Genomic DNA, 18,969 nt, shown 5'->3' on the forward strand with positions numbered 1-18,969 from the left:
CTACAGTCGGGCAATGAGCACCCTTCGCGAAGAGATCCGGTCCGCCCTCGACGTCTCCCCCACGATCGATCCGGCTGCCGAGGTGTCGCGACGGGTGGGGTTCCTCAAGGACTATCTAAGGGCCAGCGGGACAGCGGGATTCGTGCTCGGCATCTCCGGTGGACAGGACAGCGCCCTGACCGGACGGCTGTGCCAGCTGGCGGCGCAGGAGTCAAGACTGGAAGGGGTTCAGGCAGAGTTCATCGCCGTCCGCCTGCCCTACGGGGTGCAGGCCGACGAGCACGATGCCCAAGTGGCCCTGAGGTTTATCGACCCCGACCGCTCCATCGTCATCAACGTCAAGGACGCCTCTGACGCGGTTTCCAGTGCGGTCGCCGACGCCCTGGGCGAGACGCCCTCTGACTTCGTCCGCGGCAACATCAAGGCCCGCGAACGCATGGTCGCCCAGTACGCCGTCGCAGGTCAGCATCGGCACCTCGTGGTCGGTACCGACCACGCCGCCGAGGCGGTCACGGGCTTCTTCACCAAGTTCGGCGATGGCGGCGTCGACGTCACCCCGCTCACCGGACTCACCAAACGCCAAGGTGCGCAGATTCTTTCCCACCTCGGCGCGCCGGAAAGCATCTCCCACAAGGTGCCCACCGCCGATCTGGAAGATGACCGGCCCGCACTGCCCGACGAGGTCGCGCTCGGCGTCACCTACGCGCAGATCGACGACTACCTGGAAGGCAAGGCGGTCACCGTCGAGGCCGCCGACCGCATCGAGCGCTGGTACCTGCAGACCCGGCACAAGCGCACCGTCCCGGTCACCCCGTTCGACGGCTGGTGGCGTTAGGAATCTGACGGCGGCTGAGTCGATCCCGCCTTCTGCAGTCCGGGCCGCAGCGCGTTCGTGAAGGCGAGATTCACGAGCCGCATCGCCACGCTGTAGGGCCACCACAACGTGCGCTTGAACAGATACAGCGCCCGGATATCGATCCCGGTGTAGACGAGATAGCGGTTGCGGCGGACACCCTGCAGAATCCGTTCGGCCACCTTCTCCGGGGAGGTCGCATGCCCCACGAATCTGTTCACCCACTTACTGACGTCGGGGTTGTCACGGTCCACTCCCGCGATGTCGACGGTGCGCACCAACGGGGTGTTGACCGCCCCAGGGACAACCACCGTGACGCCGATCTTGTACCGAGCCAGATCGAAGCGCAGCACCTCCGAGACGCCCCGCAGTCCGTACTTGCTGGCGCTGTAGGCGGCATGCCATGGCAGGGCCACCAGCCCGGCCGCCGACGACACATTCACGATCTGGCCGCCGTTGCGGGCCTTGATCATCGCGGGGACGAAGCTTTCGATGACGTGGATGGGCCCCATCAGGTTGATATCGACCACCGAACGCCACTGCTGATGCGACAGCCGGTCCACCGATCCCCACACCGAAATGCCCGCGATGTTGAGTAGGACATCCATGCTCGGGTGGGTCGCCAGGATGTCGGCCGCGAAGGCGGACACCGCGTCGTAGTCGGAGATATCGAGCGCCCGGTAGGCGCTGACCTTCCCTCCGGCGGCCTTGATCTCCGCGACGACGGACTCCAGCCCGTCCGCGGCGCGATCGGTCAAAAACAGCTCGGCGCCCTCGCGCCCCAGACGCAGCGCAGTGGCCCGTCCGATCCCGCTCGCGGCCCCGGTGACGAAGCATCGCTTACCGGTAAATTCGTATGCCATCACTGAACCGTACCGGCCATCGATCTTGAATTTCTGCGCGGTCCAATAGCAAACGGTACCTTCGGAATATGACGATTGATGACACGCAATCTCGCCGTAGTTGGTTACCTTGGGCAACTACAATTGCAGTAGTACTGATGGCCACGACGGCCTGCGCGGGAGGCTCGCACCCCCGGTCTGAAGCACCCCAGGAAGGCGGCTACCCCGCCACCGCGGCGCCCACCTACACACAACTCCCGGCGGCCCCGCTCCGCGACTCGATGCAACAGGCCCCGCAGCACGGACCGCCGATCGATGCCAAACGCGACATCGTCAAGACCGGGACCATGACCATCACCGTCTCCAGCCCGTCCGAGGCCGCCGACAAAGCGGCCGGCCTGGCCGAATCCGCCAACGGCCGGGTGGAGAGCCGTTCGGAAGACGCCGGATCAGGATCGGCTCGCGCGCACACCTCGATCGTCCTGCGTATCCCCGCCGCCAAGCTCGACGGCGTTCTTCGTGAACTCAAGGAGCTGGGCAAGGTCAAGTCCGCCGACACCAAGAGCGATGACGTGACCGCCCAGCGAGTGGACCTGGATGCCAGAATCGCCGCCCTGCAGACCTCCGTCGACAGGCTGCTGGTCATCATGCGGGACTCCAAGGACACCGAAGCTCTGATCCAGGCCGAGACCGAGTTGTCCAAGCGTCAGGCGGACCTCGACAGCCTGCGCGCGCAGCGCAATCAACTCGGGGAACAGGTCGCCTACAGCTCGGTCACCGTGACATTCCTGGCCGAAGAAGTCGGCCTCCCGCCCACACCACCCAAGTATCAGGGATTCTTCGGGCAGATCGAGCGCGGCTGGGACGGGCTCGTGTCGGCGGGCAACAGCGTGCTACTGCTCTTCGGACTACTCCTGCCCTGGCTCGGTGCGCTTACCGTTCTGGGCGCGATCGGCTACGGAGTTCGCCGCGCGGTACTGCAGCGCCGATCAGAGACGGCGCAGTCAGCGCCCCAAAAGGCTGACACGCCATAGGGTCTCGATAACCCCGAGTGCCCGTGCGGGGTCCACGTTGCGGCCGACAAACGAACTGTCACCCGACACGGTCGACGCGGTCAGCGCTACCAGTGATCGCACCAACGCGGGCAGGTCATCCGAGATTGGCTGGGCACCACGCTCATTCACTTCGATCTCGGCGATCTTGATGATCTTCTCGATGACGACATCGGTGAGGTCGTCGAGCAGACCCGCGATCGTCGGATCGGTGATCCGTGCCTCCTGGCACGCCTTCATCAACGGGTCGTTGTGCGCGAAAGACGCGGCGGCACTGCCCACCATGCGGTTGGCGAACTGTTCGGGCGTCTCTTTCTCACCACGCGGCGCGAAGTAGTCGGTGAGCTCGTCAAGTTCGGCGAACGCGTCGCCCACCATCTGCGCCAGCACCGAGTACTTGCTGTCGAAGTAGAAATAGAACCCCGACCTGCCGACGCCCGCCCGCTCGCTGATAGCGCTGACCGAGAGGTCGGCAAAGCTGTGGTTTTCCGCGATGAGCTCGGCGACAGCCGTCATGATCGCGTCCCGCTGGCGATCGCCACGGGTCTGCGTGCCACTGCGCGCTGGACTGACCACCTGCACAGTTTGCACTGAAATACCGTATGAACAGAACTTGACACCCGTCAAGTCCTGTGGCGAAGATGATCTGGAGCACACCGATGTGCTCGTCGCGAGCGAAGGAGCCACGCCCCATGGCGACGATCAGCAGCACCGATTACCTCATCGACCAGGCCAAACGACGTCTTCCCACCATGAACACCCTTCCGGGGATGGCATACGTCGAGAATTACCTCAACAATCGCGACTGGCCACTGAGCGAGCTGGCTCCGCCGCCACCCGGAAGCGGTCTGAAGCCGGTGATGGGCGACCAGGGCTTGCCGATGCTCGGGCACATGATCGAGATGTTCCGCGGCGGCATCGACTGGGTACTCAACATGTACCAGGAGCGCGGCCCCGTCAGCTGGTCACAGACACCCATCGGCAAGATCGTCGCAGCGCTGGGTCCCGACGCCACCCAGGCGGTATTCAGCAACGCGAACAAAGACTTCTCCCAACAGGGCTGGGTTCCGGTCATCGGACCGTTCTTCAGCCGTGGACTGATGCTGCTGGACTTCCAGGAGCACCGCGAGCACCGCCTGATCATGCAGCAGGCGTTCCTGCGCAGCCGCCTGGCCGGCTACGTGGAACAGATCGACTCGGTCGCGAACGAGATCGTCGCCCAATGGCCAACCAACGACAGCAGATTCCTGTTCTACCCGGCCATCAAGGAACTCACCCTCGATGTCGCGTCGGTGGTGTTCATGGGCAATGAGCCGCATTCACAACACGAGCGGCTCGAGAAGGTCAACAAGGCGTTCGTGGCGACCACCCGCGCCGGCGGCGCCATCTTCCGCTTCGGTCTGCCCCCGTTCAAATGGTGGCAGGGCTTGCAGGGGCGAAAGCTGCTCGAGGAGTACTTTGCCGAGCGGGTCAGCATTGCGCGCCAAAAAGAGTCGGGCGCAGACATGTTGACGGCGCTGTGCCACGCCGAGACTGATGAGGGCGATGCCTTCACGGACACCGACATCGTCAACCACATGATCTTCCTGATGATGGCCGCGCACGACACCACGACGTCCACCACCACCACCATGGCTTATTACCTGGCCGCGAATCCCGAATGGCAAGAACGGGTTCGGGAAGAGTCGGACCGCCTCGGCGACGGACCGCTGGACATCGACTCGCTGGAGAAGCTGGAGAGCCTCGACCTGGTGATGAACGAGGCGCTGCGCCTTGTGACGCCGCTGCCGTTCAACATCCGGTCGGCGGTGCGCGATACCGACCTACTCGGGTTCCACATACCGGCCGGAACCATGATCAACATCTGGCCAGGCATGAACCACCGGCTCCCCGAGCTGTGGACCGATCCAGACACGTTCGACCCCGACCGTTTCGCCGAACCGCGCAACGAGCACAAACGGCACCGGTACGCGTTCTCACCGTTCGGCGGGGGTGCGCACAAGTGCATCGGCATGGTGTTCGGCCAGCTGGAGATCAAGGCCGTCATGCACCGGCTGTTGCGCCGGTACCGGTTTGAGCTGGCCCATCCCAACTACGAGGCCAAATGGGACTACGCCGGTATGCCGCTGCCAATCGACGGCATGCCCATCGTCCTGCGGCCCTTGCACTGACCCGAAGGGCCTCTAGCAGGCCAAACGATTGGCACATGCGGTGACCGCCCTGAGCGATGACGCGATGGCATCATGAGCGCGTCCCATCGCCCAGGCGGTGCTGGCGCCGTTGGTGCCGCGCACAAAGGTGAAGGTCTGATCGCCGTCCCGCAGCTGGTGGAAGCTGAGCGTCTCCATCCGTATCCCCCGCTCGGACAGCATGGCGGTCAGCGCCGCCATGGGCCCGCACGCGGCCGCCGTCGACGATTCGATGCGCTCGCCGATCGCGAGCGTCGCTTGGTAGATGCCGTCATTCTCGGACCACTGGCCCAGCCGCAGTGAGCCCGCGTGGCGCTCATAGGTCTGGCAGAACGAGGTCCAGGACATCTCGCCTGCCTCTTCGCGCAGGCCGCGTGGCAGTGGGACGCCGAAGCGGTCTGTGAACGGGTCGGTCCGCGGGGGAATTGTTGTTGAGGAGTGCATGTGCCGGTCTTTCATCCGAAAGGGAAAGTGACCGACAGGTAGTAGCTTCGACCCACAGCGAGGGGTCGGTCTGAATCAGACCCCGCTGCGGGTTGCTACTACGAGTTGACGCTGCACGAGAAGCAACACTAGACGTGGCGTCTGATTAGCGCAAATACTTTCCCAGGACCAGCATCGACCGTTCGTGATCGGGGTCCGGTGCATCATCGACAAGAGCGTGCAGGCGCTCGGTGATGGTGTCTCCGTCCAAATGCGTACCGATGAGCACGAGATTGGCTCCCGATGCCAGCCCCGCCCGCTTGGGTGCCTTATCGATGCTGATGTGATCACCCACGGTGTGCACGGCAAGCGTCTTGTCGCCGAGCCGCACCACACCCTTGATGCGGTACACACCGGCCGGCTGACTGTCGAGGAACTCGATGAGCCGTCGCGGATGCAGGGACTGCTCCGTGGCGAACTCCACTGTCTCGTAGTGGTGGTGGGCGTGCTGATGATGGCCGTGGTCCTCCCGGATGAGGTCCTCCAGCGAGAGCTGACCGATCGGTGCCGGGCGCTCCTTCTTGTCGAACAGCAGCCGGGGGTCGACATCGGCTCCGGTGGTCTCGACGATCGACGCGCGCGGGTTGCGTTCCTTGACGACGGCGCGCAGGTGAGTGCGGTCGCCGGCATCGGCCAGGTCAATCTTGTTGAGGACCACAAGATCTGCCAATGACAGGTGCTGCGCGATCTCCGGGTGCCGCACCGCGACATCTTCGTACTGGGCGGTGTCGATGACTGTGACGAGTCCCCCGTACCCGATCCGGTTATCGTCGGCGGCCGCGGCGAGCACCATGCGCACCAAAGGCAACGGCTCGGCCAGGCCGCTCGCCTCGATCACGATGGCATCGATGTCGCGGCCGGCGAGCACGGTCAGCATGCCGCCCAATTCGTCGTCGTCGGCGGTGCAGCACAGACACCCGTTGGACATCGTCATGGTCGAGTCAACCTGACCGGCGACCAGCATGGCGTCGATGTTGATGGCGCCGAAGTCGTTGACCACCACACCTATTCGCACACCCAACGTATTGCGCAACAGGTTGTTCAGCAGCGTCGTCTTACCGGCGCCCAGGAAACCCGAGACAATGGTGACCGGGATCAAGCGATGTTCTCGACAATTCTCCGCACGGTGCCAGTCTAGGTTTTGTCGACAGCGGCGCGAATATCGGCCGCCTGGATGTCCACCGTCTGCGGGCCGTTGCCCGTGACGAGGCCGATCTCGTTGTCCGAGAGCAGGATCAGCGAGGTAGGAATGGGCGCGGTGGCCACCGTGAAACCGGCCTCACGCAGCCCCTCGTCCACGAAGTACTCCAGACGTGTCGGGCCGGGTGGGATGTGTACATACCCCTGGTCGAGCATGCCGGTCTCGCCCTCTCTGCCCACCGTCGTGACCTCGGCCGAGGCGAATACGTTGTCTTCGACGGTGTAGACGGCGCCGTCGGCGTCCACCCGCAGGTTCGTAGAGGTCAGGGCAATCGGCGCGTGACAGATCAACGAGATGTACACGCCGTTCTCCCGGGCGGTGTGCAATACCTCGCCGAGCCACGCGTTCTTGTGGAAATCGACCATCGGGGCGTGCCCGCCCGGGGCATGGATGAAATCGAAGTCGGCGAGGCTGAAGGGCTCCGATGGGTCTCGGTGCCTGCCGATCAGCTCGGAGAGCGACAGATACGGTCGCGGCGCCAAAGCATCCACCCGGCGCACCACCTCCGGGCGGAACGCGCGCACCTCCGCGTCCGTTGAGGGCAGCGGTTCGGTGATCGGGAGCCGGCCCAGATGGCGCTCCAGCAGCTGCAATTCACGCTCGCGGCGCTCGACAAGATCGGCATGCTCGCGGCGGTATGCGTCGATATCGAAATCAGGAGCCGAGAACGCCGCGACCGAGCTCGCATAGACCTCGGTCATCCGGTCGGTCGCGTGCCACGGTAGCGAGAAGCCATTGACGTCGATCTGGGGCGGTGCACCGTCGGGGGTGGCCAGCGTGAACTCGTAGTCACCCTCGAATTCGGCCAGCACCTGCGCCAGCTCCACGTGGAAGAACCCGATCGGGATCTGCGGCGTCGACGGCGGTGAGCTGAGCGGCAGCGCACGCGCGGACGACAATATGATCAGGGCACGGCGCTTGGCCGTCGTGTCAGTCATTGAGGACAGGATTCCTAGTTGATGGTGGAGATGATGCCGCCGTTGACAAAGATGGTCTGCGCGGTTGTCCACCCCGATTCGGGAAGAACCAGCAGCCGGGCGACGGGCAGGATGTCGTCACCGCGCCCGATCTTGCCGTTGATGCTCATCGACTGCAGCCAGGCGATGTTGTCGTCGGACTCGGCCGGGTAGAAGAAGCTCGTCTGCAGCGGGCCGGGTGCGATGCAGTTGACGGTGATCCCGCGCCCGCCAACCTCTTTGGCCAGTGCCTTGGTGAAATGCTCAACGGGCGCCTTGGATCCGGCGTAAGCACTGTAGGTGGGCGCCAGCGCACCGACCATCGTGGTGACGAAGCTCAGGATCCGGCCGTCGTCGGCCATGCGGCGCGCCGCCTCGCGCATCATGAAGAACACCGTCTTGGCGTTGGTGTTGAAGACCCCGTCGTATTCCTCTTCGGTGATATCCGCCAAGGGTTTTCGCACAATCATTCCCGCGGTGTTGATCAGGATGTCCCACCGGCCGAATGCCTCGAAGGCAGCGTCGGCGAGCTTCGTACAGTTCTCCGGGACCGTAAGATCGGCCTGGAAGCTGACCGCCTCGCCGCCGTCCTTCTGAATCTGCCGGACCACCTCGGCCGCCGGTTCCTTCTTGTTATCGCTGCGGTAGTGCACAACGATGCGGGCCCCATCGTGAGCCAACGTCCGGGCCAGCGCCGCGCCCATGTTCGCCGATGCGCCGGTGATGACGGCCACCTTCCCCGCCAACGGCCGCTCGTGCGGTCGATACGGTTGGACTGGATCAATTGTCCCTGGAATCTCGACCATGTCCACTCCTCATAGAAGTCAGCCAGCTACCTCCGGCACGCCCGAGCGTAATGAGATTTCATGGCTCACGGCCAACAAAAGATTGTTGACAGCTAACAAGTACACCTTGTGAGACGGGCCGCGACCGGGAATGACCGAACGATCGGCGGGGTTGCCGATCGTGGACTACGAGAGGAAGAGCATGCCGCAGAAGATCGTCATCGCCGGTGGTCACGGACAGATCGCCGCACATCTGATCCGTCTGCTCGCGGCGCGCGGCGATACTGCCGTCGCATTGATCCGCAATCCCGACCATGCCGCCGATGTGGAGTCATGGGGTGGACAGCCGTTGGTTCTCGACCTGGAGTCGGCCGCGGTGGGATCGGTCGCGGTGGCCCTCGCAGGAGCGGACGCCGCCGTCTTCGCCGCGGGCGCCGGACCAGGCAGCGGCCCGGCGCGCAAGGACACCGTGGACAGGGCCGCCGCCGTCCTGCTCGCCGAAGCCGCCGAGTACGCACAGATACGGCGTTTCGTTCAGATCAGCGCGTTCGGCGCCGGTGAGCCCGCACCCACCGAAGGAGACGAATCGTGGATCGCCTACGTGATCGCGAAGACGGCCGCCGAAGAGGACCTTCGGGCACGCGATGGCCTGGACTGGACCATCCTGCGCCCGGGCCTACTCACCGATGAGGAGCCAACCGGCTCAGTCACCCTGTCCGCCAGCAAGATTGGACGCGGATCTGTCACCCGTGCCGATGTCGCGGCAGTAGTCGCCGAACTGCTTCCCGCGCCGAACACAACGCACGACATCCTCTTCCTCACCGAGGGCAACACCCCCATCGCCACTGCGGTGCATGCGCTCTAGAGCAGAGCGAACAGGCGATCGAGCGCCCGCAGCTGCTCGTCGAATGGCGTGTCGAGCTTGACCAGCAGAGTCGAGATGCCCGCGGCACGATAGCGTTCCAGCCGCTCACTGATCATCTGGTCGGTGCCCACGAGATTGGTGAGACGACCCAGATCGTCGGGCACGGCATCGCGAGCGGCGTCGCGATCGCCCGCACGCCACAATGATTCGACCGTGCGGACACCCTCTCCGTATCCGAGCCGGGTGAATGCCTCGTTGTAGAAGTTCCGCCCGGATCCACCCATGGCACCGATGGTGAACGCGTATCCGGCGGCGTGACGCCTGACGGCAGCGGCAGCATCGGTTGCGGTACGAGCGAATTCGAGAGCGACCGGCGCCACCAGATCGATATCGCCCAGCTGCCGCCCGGCCGACACCGCCGCGTCACGGATGGGACCGAGAAACACCTCGGCGAGTTCCGGGATGAAGGAGTTACCGAGCCAGCCGTCGGCAAGTTCACCGGTGAGCGCCAGGTTGGCCGGACCCATGGCCGCGACATACACGGGCATATTTTGCGGCGCTACCAAGGGCCGCAAGGGTTTTCCGGCGCTGCCGGGCAGCGGCAGCGTGTACACCTGTCCCTCGTACTGGAGCCGCTCCCCGCGCGCCACCATCCGGACGATGTCGATGGTCTCCCGGGTGGTCTGGACCGGCTTGGTGAAGCGCACGCCATGCCATCCCTCCATCACCTGTGGCCCGGACGCCCCAACCCCCAGCATGAAGCGCCCGCCGGAGAGCTGCTGGATGCTCAGTGCCGACGTCGCCAGCATTGCCGGTGATCGCGACCCCAGCTGAACGACGAAGGTTCCGAGCCCGATGGTGTCGGTGCAGGCCGCCAGGTAGGCAAGGCCCGTCAGGGCGTCATACCCCCACACCTCGGGCACCCAGAGCGAGGCGACGCCCAGCTGCGCTGCGCGCCGCGCAAAGTCGGCGGCGCCCGGCAGTCGCGGCTCGATCGTCACACCAATACGCATCCGGTCCTCCCTCACATAAGTAAGATCAGCCTATGCGATACCGGGACTGCCCCACTATCGAAGTGTCACAACGGATGTCGGGGACGGTGGCGGAGGCTTGGGCCCTGGTCACCGATATCGCCTTCCCCACCTACTGCACGGGCGAGCTCATCAACGTCCAGTGGCTCGACGATGCCGACGGGGTTGCGGTCGGTGCACGGTTCAAGGGCACCAACGGCGGAGACGGCAGCCAATGGGAAACCATTTCGGTGATCACCGAAGTCGAGCCCGAGTCCCGCTGGGTGTGGAACGTGCTCTCCGAGGGTGGCACGTATGCGGCGAGTTGGGGTTTCGAGGTCGAGCCGGCAAGCGACGGAATCATCGTCCGGCAGTGGGGACGCCTCGGCCCAGGCCCTTCGGGACTGACGCCCGCCATCGAGGCGATGCCCGACAAGGAAGCACGCATCGTGTCACGCCGCCTGCAGGACTGGCGGGTGGGAATGGAGGCCAACCTCCAGGAGATCGCCGAACGCTTGTCGCGTTAGCCCGTCATATCGTCGGGCTCTGCCCAGCCGATCAGCTCATCACGGGCACGGGCCACACGGGAGCGGATGGTGCCGATCGCACAGCCGCACACGTCGGCGGTTTCGGCATAGGACAGACCGACCACCTGAGTCAGCACCAATGCTTCGCGTCGGTCATCGTCGAGCGCGGCCAGAAGCGCCTTGAGCTCCACCAACTCCTCGAACCGGTGCGTCGGGCGGCGCAGCGAGGCCTCTTCCAGATCGGCTCCATGCGCAATTCGCGGCCGTGACTTCAGGTGGCGAATATGGTCGGCGACCACCCGGCGTGCGATCGACAGCAGCCAGGTACGCACTGTCGAGCGTCCGGCGAAGCGCGGAAGGGCGCCGAGTGCCCTCAGGTAGGTCTCCTGAGTGAGATCGTCCGCGACACCGGTATCGGCCAGGTAAGCGACGAATCGCCATACATCGGCCTGGGTCGCTTTGACCAGAGATTCGAGCGCGGATTGGTCGCCACGACCGGCGGACAGCGCAAGTTCAAGCAGCTGATCGTCGTCGGTGCCGGTGGCCACGAGTCCTACTCTATGTCGTAGACGTTCCGAGGTGAACAGCGGGAACTCTTTAACCGGTTCATCCGACCAATATCCCGTGACATATACCGAGGATCGGCCCGAGGCCCGCGAGTCCCAGCCCGACACCGCGTGGGGACGATTCGCACCGATCGTACTGCGTCTGCACTTCTATGCGGGGCTCCTCGTCGGGCCATTCCTTCTGGTCGCAGCGCTCACTGGGCTCGCCTATGCGCTGGTGGGGCAGGTCGACGCCGCCGTGTACCGCCATGAACTCACAGTCGATTCGGTGGGATCCCAGCAGCTGCCACTCTCACAACAGGTGGCGGCGGCCACCGCGACACAACCGGCAGGGACGGTGACGTCCATCCGCCCGCCCGCACGCCCCGATGACTCCACGCGGATCGTCTTCGCCACCGAGGACGTGCCTGCCGACTACTCACGCACCGTGTTCGTCGACCCGTACAACGGCGAGATCCGGGGAACGTTGACCACCTACGGCGAGTGGCTGCCGGTGCGTGCCTGGTTCGACGAACTTCACCGGAATCTGCATCTGGGCGCGTTCGGACGCAACTACAGCGAGCTCGCCGCCAGCTGGTTGTGGGTGGTGGCTCTTGGCGGCCTGTTCCTGTGGATCGGCTACCGCCGCCGCACCGCACGGCTGAGCAGGATCGCACTCCCCGACCGCGATGCCACCCCACGCCGACGCAGATTGACCTGGCACGGCGCCGTGGGAGTCTGGATAATCGTTGGGCTGCTGGCACTTTCGGTAACAGGGCTCACCTGGTCGCGGTATGCCGGCACCAATATCGGCAACATCACCCAGGCCATCCGGCCGGCGCTGTCCACCGAACTCGATCCGGCGGCCGCCAAGCCCATGACCGGGCATGAACGTCATGGCGCCGCCCCGATGCCGACAGGAGAGCCGCTGGCGGGCATCGACAAGGTGCTGCAGACGGTGCACGAGGCCGGGCTGCGCGGCCCGCTGTGGATGACACCACCGCCGGAGCCCAATACGGCCTGGCTGGTGGCCGAGCGCAAGCGAGATCTCCCCACGCAGCTGGACACCATCACGGTGAACCCATCGAATGGACAGATCACCGGGCGCAGTAACTTCGCCGACTGGTCACTGCTGCAGAAATCGACCGAATGGGCAATCGACGGCCATATGGGCATCCTGTTCGGCATCCCGAATCAGATCCTCGTGGCGCTCATCGTCATTGGGCTGATCACCGTCATAACCCGCGGCTACCTGATGTGGTGGCGCCGACGTCCGACCAGGAGCGGGCGCCTGCCGGTGCCGCCGAAGCGGGGAGGCCTGCTCGCGCTCAAACCCCTGGAGCTGGTGGCCCTTGCCCTGCTGGTCATCGCGATCGGTTGGTTCACACCGCTGCTGGGAATCTCGCTGGCGGCATTCCTCGCCATCGACCTCGTGTGGGGATTTGTGGCCGGCCGTCGCGCCGGAGCCTCAGGCGGCTGAGTTGTCGGCGGAGCGCAGATGCCGCTCCCCGGCCGCCACTTCATCCAGGAACACCGCACGATGCTGGTTGGGCGGTGTACGCCCCGCGCGGTAGTCGCGCAGGACCAGCAGCGCGAAGATCAATCCGAGTAGCACCGGCGAGTGACTAATGATGCGGGCCAGGGTGACCTGGTCGTTGACGGCGTCATTGATGACGTATCCGGTAAGTACGAGCGCGAATGCTCCCAGCACCGTTGCCATTCCGGCCGCGGCGGCCGGACGGACACCGGCGATCACCATGGCCACACCGAGCGCCACCACCCAGGCGGTGGATTCGTTCATGAGGTGTGCTCCGGTCATCGCACCGTGGTGATGCGAGGACACCATCCCGAAGTCGATTCCGGCGACCTGCATACCGGCCACTCCCAGTTGGAGCAGCCCGATGAGCACCAAAGCGCACCGGTTGATGTTGTGACGGGCCCAGTGCGCGTAACGGGCCGTTCGGGTCAGGGGTTCGACAGCAGCGGCAGCCAGGATCTGCCCGGTTAGGTCGTGGGTCGGAGCCGAACGCGCGTAGGCGAACTGACGTTCCAGCCCGCGCGCCAGCCCTAGCCATTCCCGGCAGGACGCGCAGGAGAGCACATGCTCATCCAGACGCTTGCGCGCAACGCTTGCCTGCTCACCGTCGACCCACGCCGACAGCTGCTCGCGCACTTCCTGACAGTTCACCCCTCCATCGTCGCCTATCGCGTGACGTTGGGTGTAAAGACCCCCTGATCTGCCGGTGCCTAAAACGCCGCGAGCAGCTGATTCGAATCGGCAACCGCGCCGAACACTCCGCCCTGCATGGTCACCATCTTGAGCGCGGCCACGTGATTTCCGGAATCGGTCGCGCCCGTGCAGTCCGACAGAATGAGGCATTCGAAACCGCGATCATTGGCTTCACGCATGGTGGTGTGCACGCAGACGTCTGTCGTGATGCCCGTCAGCACGATGTATCGAATGCCGCGGGTGCGTAACACCAAATCGAGGTCGGTCGCATAGAACGCCCCCTTGCCGGGTTTGTCGATGACGGGCTCGCCCGGTAGCGGGGCGACCTCCGGCACGATCTGCCACCCCGGCTCCCCCTGCACCAGGATTCGTCCGCAGGGTCCCGCCACACCGATCTCCGCGCCGATCCTGGCCGAGCGCCACCGCTTGTTGGCCGGAAGGTCGGACAGGTCCGGCCGATGGCCCTCACGGGTATGGATAACGGTCATGCCGGCCGCGCGCGCCGCCGCGAGTACACGGGCCGTCGGCGCCAGCCCCGCCCGCGTCAGCGACAGGTCATACCCCATGGTGTCGACATATCCGCCGGGGCCGCAGAAGTCGACCTGCCAGTCGATGCACAGCACCGCGGTGTGTTCAGGGTCCACGGGACCGTCGAACGGCCACGAATACGGTTGCGCATCGACCTGTCGCGTCATACCACCACTCCCTGCTGAACGGTGCGTCGCGCCGCGATGTAAACCAGCGCAGCGGTGCCGATTCCCACGAGAGCATCCGAAAGCTGCGGCGCCCACAGGTGCGCGGCCAACGCCGACACCGCACCCGCCGCCCATGCCCCGAAGGATTCCCACCGAACGGCCGATTCGCGCACACCCATTCCGTATCTCGGCAGCACCAACTGATCGAGGATCAGCACCGTCCCGATGGGCGGGACCACAACACCCAACAGGGTCAGCCACTGCTCGAAATGCGACCACACCCCAAGCACCGCCAACAACACCCCCACTGCGCCCAGCAGCACCGCAAGCAATCGCATCTTGTGGCCGGTGAGCTGGCTCCACCCGACCGCGCCGTTGTACAGGCAATGCGTGCACACCGATCCCAGGTTGACGAAGACGAATGCGATGGATACCGGCACCAGCCAGCCACCCGCATCGATCAGCGCACCGAGGAAGTTCCCACCGTCTGTCGCGGGGGCACGGGCAGCACCCAGGGCCACGATCATGCCGCCGGTCACCATCGCGATGCTGTTACCCAGCGGGAAGGCCGCGAACGACGCCCAAAAGCCTTGTCGCCCATTGCGTGACCATCGCGTGAAGTCCGCGGTCATGGTCCCCGAATCGATGAAGCAGGCGACCACCAACGTCACCGCGGCTCCCATGCTCATCGCGGCCGAGCCCGCCGCCCCGCCGTACCCAAAGGCATCTGACAGCACCGAATTCCGCAGGGCCAGAACAATTGCCACCCCGCCAAGCAGCAGATACAACGGAGCGGCGACGAGACCGATCAGCGATAGCGCCCGGATGCCGACCAGCGTCACCGCCACATAGCCGATACCCGCGGCGAGAGCAGTCCACCGCGCGTCCCATCCGGCGCTGCCTGCCAACACCGAGCCGGTGAGACCCGTCTGAAACGCGAACCAGCCGATCACCACGGTCGCCAGGAACGCGCAGACCACGCGGTATCCGCGTCGCCCGAACGTCCCGATCGCGGTGAGCGCGAAGTTCTTTCCGGTCTTACCGGCCAGGTAGCTCAAGGCGCCCACATAGCCGGTCAGCACCGCATTCCCCAATGCGATCGCCAACATGCCGCGCCAGAATCCCACCGAGTAGACGATGAGACCGCCGAACACCGCGCAGGTCAGGATCATCGGGAATCCGAGCCACACCGCGCCGACAGAGGTCAGACTTCGGCGCGAATGGGGCGGAACCGGCTCGTTCTCATATTCGGCGGTCCCGGATTCGGGCGCATCTGCGGGGATTGCGCCGGCATCTGTTGAGGCAGCGACTTCTGTGGACATCGACGCACAGGATCGTGGCGTGATGTTGCGTCCGCAGTCCGTGCCGGTTACGTGTGCGTGACGACACCCTGCCGTTCCCTGAGACCGGGCCTAGATGTGCGCACCCCAGCCAAAGACCCGTGATGTCAACAGCACGAGGCCCAGCGACACCGCTGCTACCACAATCAAACCGATCACCGCGACCACCAGGGGACGCCAGCCGCTGCGGGCGATCTCCCGGAAGTTGGTGTTCAGTCCAACTCCGGCGAAGGTCAGCAGAAATGCCCACTTGGACACATTGACGAGATTGTTGACCTGCCCCTTGGTCAGCCATCCGAGGGTCACGACGGTGGACACCGCCAGGAACCCGAGAACGAACTTGGGGAACTTGTCCCATACGAAGGCCGCCTTGGCCTTGATCCCAGGCGCGAGGGTCTCGGCCTCACCGCGGGCCGCCCAGTACAACGCGAACCCGAGCACCACGAAGCCGATGAGCGCGTTGCGCGTGGACTTGACGACCGTCGCGATGTCACCGGCGTGCTCGGAGTACAGGCGCCCGGTGGCCACCGTCTCTGCGGTGTTGTCGACGGCCAGGCCCGCCCATAGGCCGAACTCATAGTCAGTCAGTCCGAGCCCGTGGCCGATCGCCGGAAGGGTGAACAGCGCCACCGCACCCAGCGCCAGGATGGACGCGATGGCATAGCTGACATCCGAATTGCGCGCACGGATGGCGCCCTTGGCCGCGATGATGGCCGACACCCCGCAGATCGAAGTACCGATCGCCAGTAGCGAACCCAGCTTTCCGCTCAGGCCAAACCACTTGGCCGCCAACAGAATGATGGCGCCCGCCACCGTCATGTCGATCAGGATCTGCACCAGGCTGGTGCCGCCCAGTTTGAGGACGTCACCCAGCACGAAGCGCGCACCCAGCGCGACGATGCCGATCTTGAGCCAGAACTCGTATGTCTGCACACCCGGCCGGAAGATGCGGTGCAACCCGATGGTGTTGGTGATCAACAGACCGATCACGATGGCCCACAACACATATTCGATGTCAGGGACGGTCCAGTGCTGCGCCTTGGCGAGTTCCTTCCACCAAATCTGCGCGTACTTGCCCAGCAAGCCCACACCGATGAGCAGCAAGATGCCTGGAATGTAGTCCAGTGGCCGTGTGGAGGTGAAGCTTGCTTCGGAATTTTCGTACGCCTCGTCGGCGTTCTGCGTCTCGGTCTTTGAAGTCATCGAGTCACCACGGAATCTTGGGCAGCACATTGGCCACCGCGAGTAGGGCGATCACACCGGCGATGATGGTTGCCCACCAGTCGACGCCGATGCGCGCGATGAAGGAGGTTGTGGGCTGGCCCTCGGTAGATGCCGGGGCGCCGGACTGTTCGTCGGTCACGGACCAGAATCTTCGTGGCGTGCCACCAGGCTCACAAGACATCCGCTCGTATTGAATCGAGGCGGGCCCGAGATCGAACTTGACACCCGTCAAGTACAGTCGACGGCGCCCGCAGACAATGCCGTCGGAAGGTCTTCGCCCGTGTACCCAGGTACCCACGCCGCCCAGTTCCCCGACAAGCCCGCCGTCGTCATGGCAGGCTCCGGAGCCACCCTCACCTACGGACAATTGGACGAGCAATCCCGGCGGCTGGCCCGGTACTGGTATGACACCGGACTGCGCAAGGGCGATCATGTGGCATTGCTCAGCGACAACGTCCCCGAGGTGTTCGTTGTGTACTGGGCCGCATTACGTTCGGGCCTCTACATCACGTCGGTCAACCACCATCTGGCCCCCGCAGAGGTCAGCTACATCGTCAACGACTCAGGTTCAACAGCACTCGTGGTCGCCGCCGGTGTGCGCGAACAGGCCGTGGCAATTCTCGACGATATTCCGGCGGTCACGCAGCGTCTCGCGTTCGGCGGCGAGGTACCCGGGTACGGCTCATACGAGGACGCCCTGGCCGGCGCCGCCGACGAACCACTGCCCTCGCAGCCCGCGGGATCGGACATGCTGTATTCCTCGGGAACCACCGGACGGCCCAAAGGCATCAAGGTTCCCCTCATGGATCGGCAGGTCGACGAACCAAATCCGTTCGCGATGCTCTTCGCTCGTCTCTACGGATTCAACGCCGACACCGTGTACCTGTCGCCGGCACCGATCTATCACGCCGCGCCCTTGCGATTCTGCGGCTTTGTGCAGTCGATGGGCGGCACCGCCGTGGTGATGGAACGCTTCGACGCCGATAACGCCTTGGCGGCTATCGAGAAGTACCGGATCACCCACAGCCAATGGGTGCCCACAATGTTCGTGCGAATGCTCAAGCTGCCCAAGGAAACCCGGCTGCGGCACGACACTTCGTCTTTGAAGGTCGCGATCCATGCCGCCGCGCCATGCCCGGTCGAGGTGAAGCATTCGATGATCGACTGGTGGGGGCCGATCCTCTATGAGTACTACTCCTCGACCGAAGGCAACGGCGTCACATTCATCGACTGCGAGAACTGGCTCAAGCGACCGGGCTCTGTCGGCAGCCCGGCACTGGGCGTACTGCACATCTGCGATGAGGAAGGTACAGAGCTGCCGACCGGCGAGGCCGGACTGGTGTACTTCGAACGCGAGGAACGACCCTTCACTTATCACAATGACGACGAAAAAACCCGCAGCGCTTGCCATCCCGAGCATGACACCTGGACGACGACGGGCGATATCGGATACGTCGACGGCGACGGATTCCTCTTTCTGACCGACCGCAAGGCATTCATGATCATCTCCGGCGGCGTCAACATCTACCCGCAGGAGATCGAGAACTCCCTAGCACTACACCCCCGGGTGCTGGACGTCGCGGTGATCGGAGTGCCCGATGCCGAGATGGGCGAGGCGGTCAAGGCCGTGGTGCAGCCGGCCGACCCGTCGGCCGACCAGGACACGCTGGCCGCCGAGCTGACGGAATTCCTGCGCGAGCGCATCGCCCGATACAAAGTTCCCCGCAGCTTTGACTTCACCGACACCCTTCCACGTACCCCCACCGGTAAGCTGGCCAAAGGACTTTTGCGCCAGAAGTATTGGGAAGGGGCTCGATGAGAACGGTGGCCGCGATCTGCATTGCCGGGGGGCTGCTCGCAGGGTGCTCGACACCCGCCACCCAAGAAGGGCCGTCAAGCCCATCGAGTGCAACCGTTCCGGTGATTCAACCGGGCGTCATGCCCCAGCTGGTCGGCTTGCAGTGGACCGACGTGAAGCCGGTGCTGCGCAAGCTGGGCCAAGTGAGCGTCGCAACCAAAGAGGTTCCCGTGGATGAACCCAATCAGAAATCCCGGATCGTCGCGCAAGATCCCGCCGCCGGGGCACATCTTGAACCGGGCGCGAAGATCACCTTAACTTTCGGAATCTAAAGCCTAGCAACACTATTCAAACACTCCCGGGGGGTCGGCCCC

General features: G+C 64.6%; 21 protein-coding genes. 8 read left to right on the forward strand and 13 right to left on the reverse strand.

The genetic code is table 11. The features are described 5' to 3' along the window. The first annotated feature begins 13 nt into the window (after nucleotides 1–13). Nucleotides 14–835 (forward strand): ammonia-dependent NAD(+) synthetase, encoded by an 822-nt coding sequence (gene nadE, locus AOT83_RS22380; RefSeq protein ID WP_030097072.1) that lies wholly within the window; start codon nucleotides 14–16, stop codon nucleotides 833–835. Here nadE and AOT83_RS22385 read toward each other — a convergent pair. Then, nucleotides 832–1,716 (reverse strand): SDR family oxidoreductase, encoded by an 885-nt coding sequence (locus AOT83_RS22385; RefSeq protein ID WP_030097071.1) that lies wholly within the window; start codon nucleotides 1,714–1,716, stop codon nucleotides 832–834. The genes nadE and AOT83_RS22385 overlap by 4 nt on opposite strands. Nucleotides 1,717–1,853: 137 nt before the next feature. On the opposite strand from AOT83_RS22385, the gene AOT83_RS22390 reads away from it, so the two are divergent. Next, nucleotides 1,854–2,729, forward strand: a complete 876-nt coding sequence (locus AOT83_RS22390) for a DUF4349 domain-containing protein (protein ID WP_057964273.1) — start codon at nucleotides 1,854–1,856, stop codon at nucleotides 2,727–2,729. Here the strand turns inward: AOT83_RS22390 and AOT83_RS22395 are convergent. Continuing rightward, nucleotides 2,700–3,323, reverse strand: a complete 624-nt coding sequence (locus AOT83_RS22395) for a TetR/AcrR family transcriptional regulator (RefSeq protein ID WP_030097069.1) — start codon at nucleotides 3,321–3,323, stop codon at nucleotides 2,700–2,702. The genes AOT83_RS22390 and AOT83_RS22395 overlap by 30 nt on opposite strands. A gap of 116 nt (nucleotides 3,324–3,439) precedes the next feature. Here AOT83_RS22395 and AOT83_RS22400 point away from each other — a divergent pair, with 116 nt between their 5' ends. Then, nucleotides 3,440–4,918: a cytochrome P450 gene (locus AOT83_RS22400; RefSeq protein ID WP_030097068.1), complete on the forward strand. Its 1,479-nt coding sequence runs from the start codon at nucleotides 3,440–3,442 to the stop codon at nucleotides 4,916–4,918. Between the two features lie 12 nt (nucleotides 4,919–4,930). On the opposite strand, the gene AOT83_RS22405 is transcribed toward AOT83_RS22400, so the two are convergent. The 4 genes from AOT83_RS22405 to AOT83_RS22420 all read right to left on the reverse strand — a co-directional run bounded on the left by AOT83_RS22405 (nucleotide 4,931) and on the right by AOT83_RS22420 (nucleotide 8,382). After that, nucleotides 4,931–5,380 carry a hypothetical protein gene (locus tag AOT83_RS22405; RefSeq protein ID WP_057964323.1) on the reverse strand — a complete coding sequence of 150 codons (450 nt, stop codon included), beginning with the start codon at nucleotides 5,378–5,380 and terminating at the stop codon, nucleotides 4,931–4,933. Between the two features lie 145 nt (nucleotides 5,381–5,525). Further along, entirely contained in the window at nucleotides 5,526–6,518 is a 993-nt protein-coding gene (locus AOT83_RS22410) for a GTP-binding protein (RefSeq protein ID WP_030097066.1), read from the reverse strand. 35 nt (nucleotides 6,519–6,553) lie between these two features. Further along, nucleotides 6,554–7,558, reverse strand: coding sequence for a hypothetical protein (locus tag AOT83_RS22415; protein WP_232784388.1), 1,005 nt, complete (start codon nucleotides 7,556–7,558; stop codon nucleotides 6,554–6,556). Between the two features lie 14 nt (nucleotides 7,559–7,572). Further along, nucleotides 7,573–8,382 (reverse strand): SDR family oxidoreductase, encoded by an 810-nt coding sequence (locus tag AOT83_RS22420; protein ID WP_057964274.1) that lies wholly within the window; start codon nucleotides 8,380–8,382, stop codon nucleotides 7,573–7,575. Nucleotides 8,383–8,563: 181 nt separating this feature from the next. Between AOT83_RS22420 and AOT83_RS22425 the strand changes: the two genes are divergently transcribed. Then, nucleotides 8,564–9,226, forward strand: coding sequence for an NAD(P)H-binding protein (locus tag AOT83_RS22425; RefSeq protein ID WP_030097063.1), 663 nt, complete (start codon nucleotides 8,564–8,566; stop codon nucleotides 9,224–9,226). Here the strand turns inward: AOT83_RS22425 and AOT83_RS22430 are convergent. Next, nucleotides 9,223–10,239 carry an LLM class flavin-dependent oxidoreductase gene (locus tag AOT83_RS22430; RefSeq protein WP_057964275.1) on the reverse strand — a complete coding sequence of 339 codons (1,017 nt, stop codon included), beginning with the start codon at nucleotides 10,237–10,239 and terminating at the stop codon, nucleotides 9,223–9,225. The two genes, AOT83_RS22425 and AOT83_RS22430, sit on opposite strands and share 4 nt — an antisense overlap. Nucleotides 10,240–10,271: 32 nt before the next feature. On the opposite strand from AOT83_RS22430, the gene AOT83_RS22435 reads away from it, so the two are divergent. Beyond that, nucleotides 10,272–10,763 carry an SRPBCC family protein gene (locus tag AOT83_RS22435; protein ID WP_057964276.1) on the forward strand — a complete coding sequence of 164 codons (492 nt, stop codon included), beginning with the start codon at nucleotides 10,272–10,274 and terminating at the stop codon, nucleotides 10,761–10,763. Here AOT83_RS22435 and sigC read toward each other — a convergent pair. Next, nucleotides 10,760–11,311, reverse strand: coding sequence for an RNA polymerase sigma factor SigC (sigC, locus tag AOT83_RS22440; RefSeq protein WP_030097060.1), 552 nt, complete (start codon nucleotides 11,309–11,311; stop codon nucleotides 10,760–10,762). The genes AOT83_RS22435 and sigC overlap by 4 nt on opposite strands. A gap of 76 nt (nucleotides 11,312–11,387) precedes the next feature. Here sigC and AOT83_RS22445 point away from each other — a divergent pair, with 76 nt between their 5' ends. Beyond that, nucleotides 11,388–12,788 carry a PepSY domain-containing protein gene (locus AOT83_RS22445; protein ID WP_057964277.1) on the forward strand — a complete coding sequence of 467 codons (1,401 nt, stop codon included), beginning with the start codon at nucleotides 11,388–11,390 and terminating at the stop codon, nucleotides 12,786–12,788. Here the strand turns inward: AOT83_RS22445 and AOT83_RS22450 are convergent. The 5 genes from AOT83_RS22450 to AOT83_RS27500 all read right to left on the reverse strand — a co-directional run bounded on the left by AOT83_RS22450 (nucleotide 12,777) and on the right by AOT83_RS27500 (nucleotide 16,936). Then, on the reverse strand, nucleotides 12,777–13,496 hold the full coding sequence (locus tag AOT83_RS22450) for a DUF2275 domain-containing protein (protein ID WP_030097058.1): 720 nt from the start codon (nucleotides 13,494–13,496) through the stop codon (nucleotides 12,777–12,779). The two genes, AOT83_RS22445 and AOT83_RS22450, sit on opposite strands and share 12 nt — an antisense overlap. A gap of 59 nt (nucleotides 13,497–13,555) precedes the next feature. After that, nucleotides 13,556–14,233 (reverse strand): isochorismatase family cysteine hydrolase, encoded by a 678-nt coding sequence (locus AOT83_RS22455; RefSeq protein ID WP_030097057.1) that lies wholly within the window; start codon nucleotides 14,231–14,233, stop codon nucleotides 13,556–13,558. Next, nucleotides 14,230–15,555 (reverse strand): cytosine permease, encoded by a 1,326-nt coding sequence (locus tag AOT83_RS22460; protein ID WP_057964278.1) that lies wholly within the window; start codon nucleotides 15,553–15,555, stop codon nucleotides 14,230–14,232. Before AOT83_RS22460 ends, AOT83_RS22455 begins: the two co-directional genes overlap by 4 nt. A gap of 90 nt (nucleotides 15,556–15,645) precedes the next feature. Further along, the gene (locus AOT83_RS22465; RefSeq protein WP_057964279.1) at nucleotides 15,646–16,776 is read right to left on the reverse strand and encodes a YeiH family protein; all 1,131 of its coding nucleotides are present in this window, start codon (nucleotides 16,774–16,776) and stop codon (nucleotides 15,646–15,648) included. A gap of 4 nt (nucleotides 16,777–16,780) precedes the next feature. Further along, nucleotides 16,781–16,936 carry a hypothetical protein gene (locus AOT83_RS27500; RefSeq protein ID WP_109394590.1) on the reverse strand — a complete coding sequence of 52 codons (156 nt, stop codon included), beginning with the start codon at nucleotides 16,934–16,936 and terminating at the stop codon, nucleotides 16,781–16,783. A 141-nt stretch (nucleotides 16,937–17,077) separates the two neighbouring features. On the opposite strand from AOT83_RS27500, the gene AOT83_RS22470 reads away from it, so the two are divergent. Further along, complete coding sequence (locus tag AOT83_RS22470; protein ID WP_057964280.1) at nucleotides 17,078–18,616, forward strand: acyl-CoA synthetase; 1,539 nt, start codon at nucleotides 17,078–17,080, stop codon at nucleotides 18,614–18,616. Nucleotides 18,617–18,735: 119 nt separating this feature from the next. After that, entirely contained in the window at nucleotides 18,736–18,927 is a 192-nt protein-coding gene (locus tag AOT83_RS27950; RefSeq protein ID WP_030097053.1) for a PASTA domain-containing protein, read from the forward strand. Nucleotides 18,928–18,969 lie beyond the last annotated feature (42 nt).

It is taken from the genome of Mycobacteroides sp. H001, assembly GCF_001440005.1.
In the GTDB taxonomy this organism is placed as follows: domain Bacteria; phylum Actinomycetota; class Actinomycetes; order Mycobacteriales; family Mycobacteriaceae; genus Mycobacterium; species Mycobacterium gwanakae.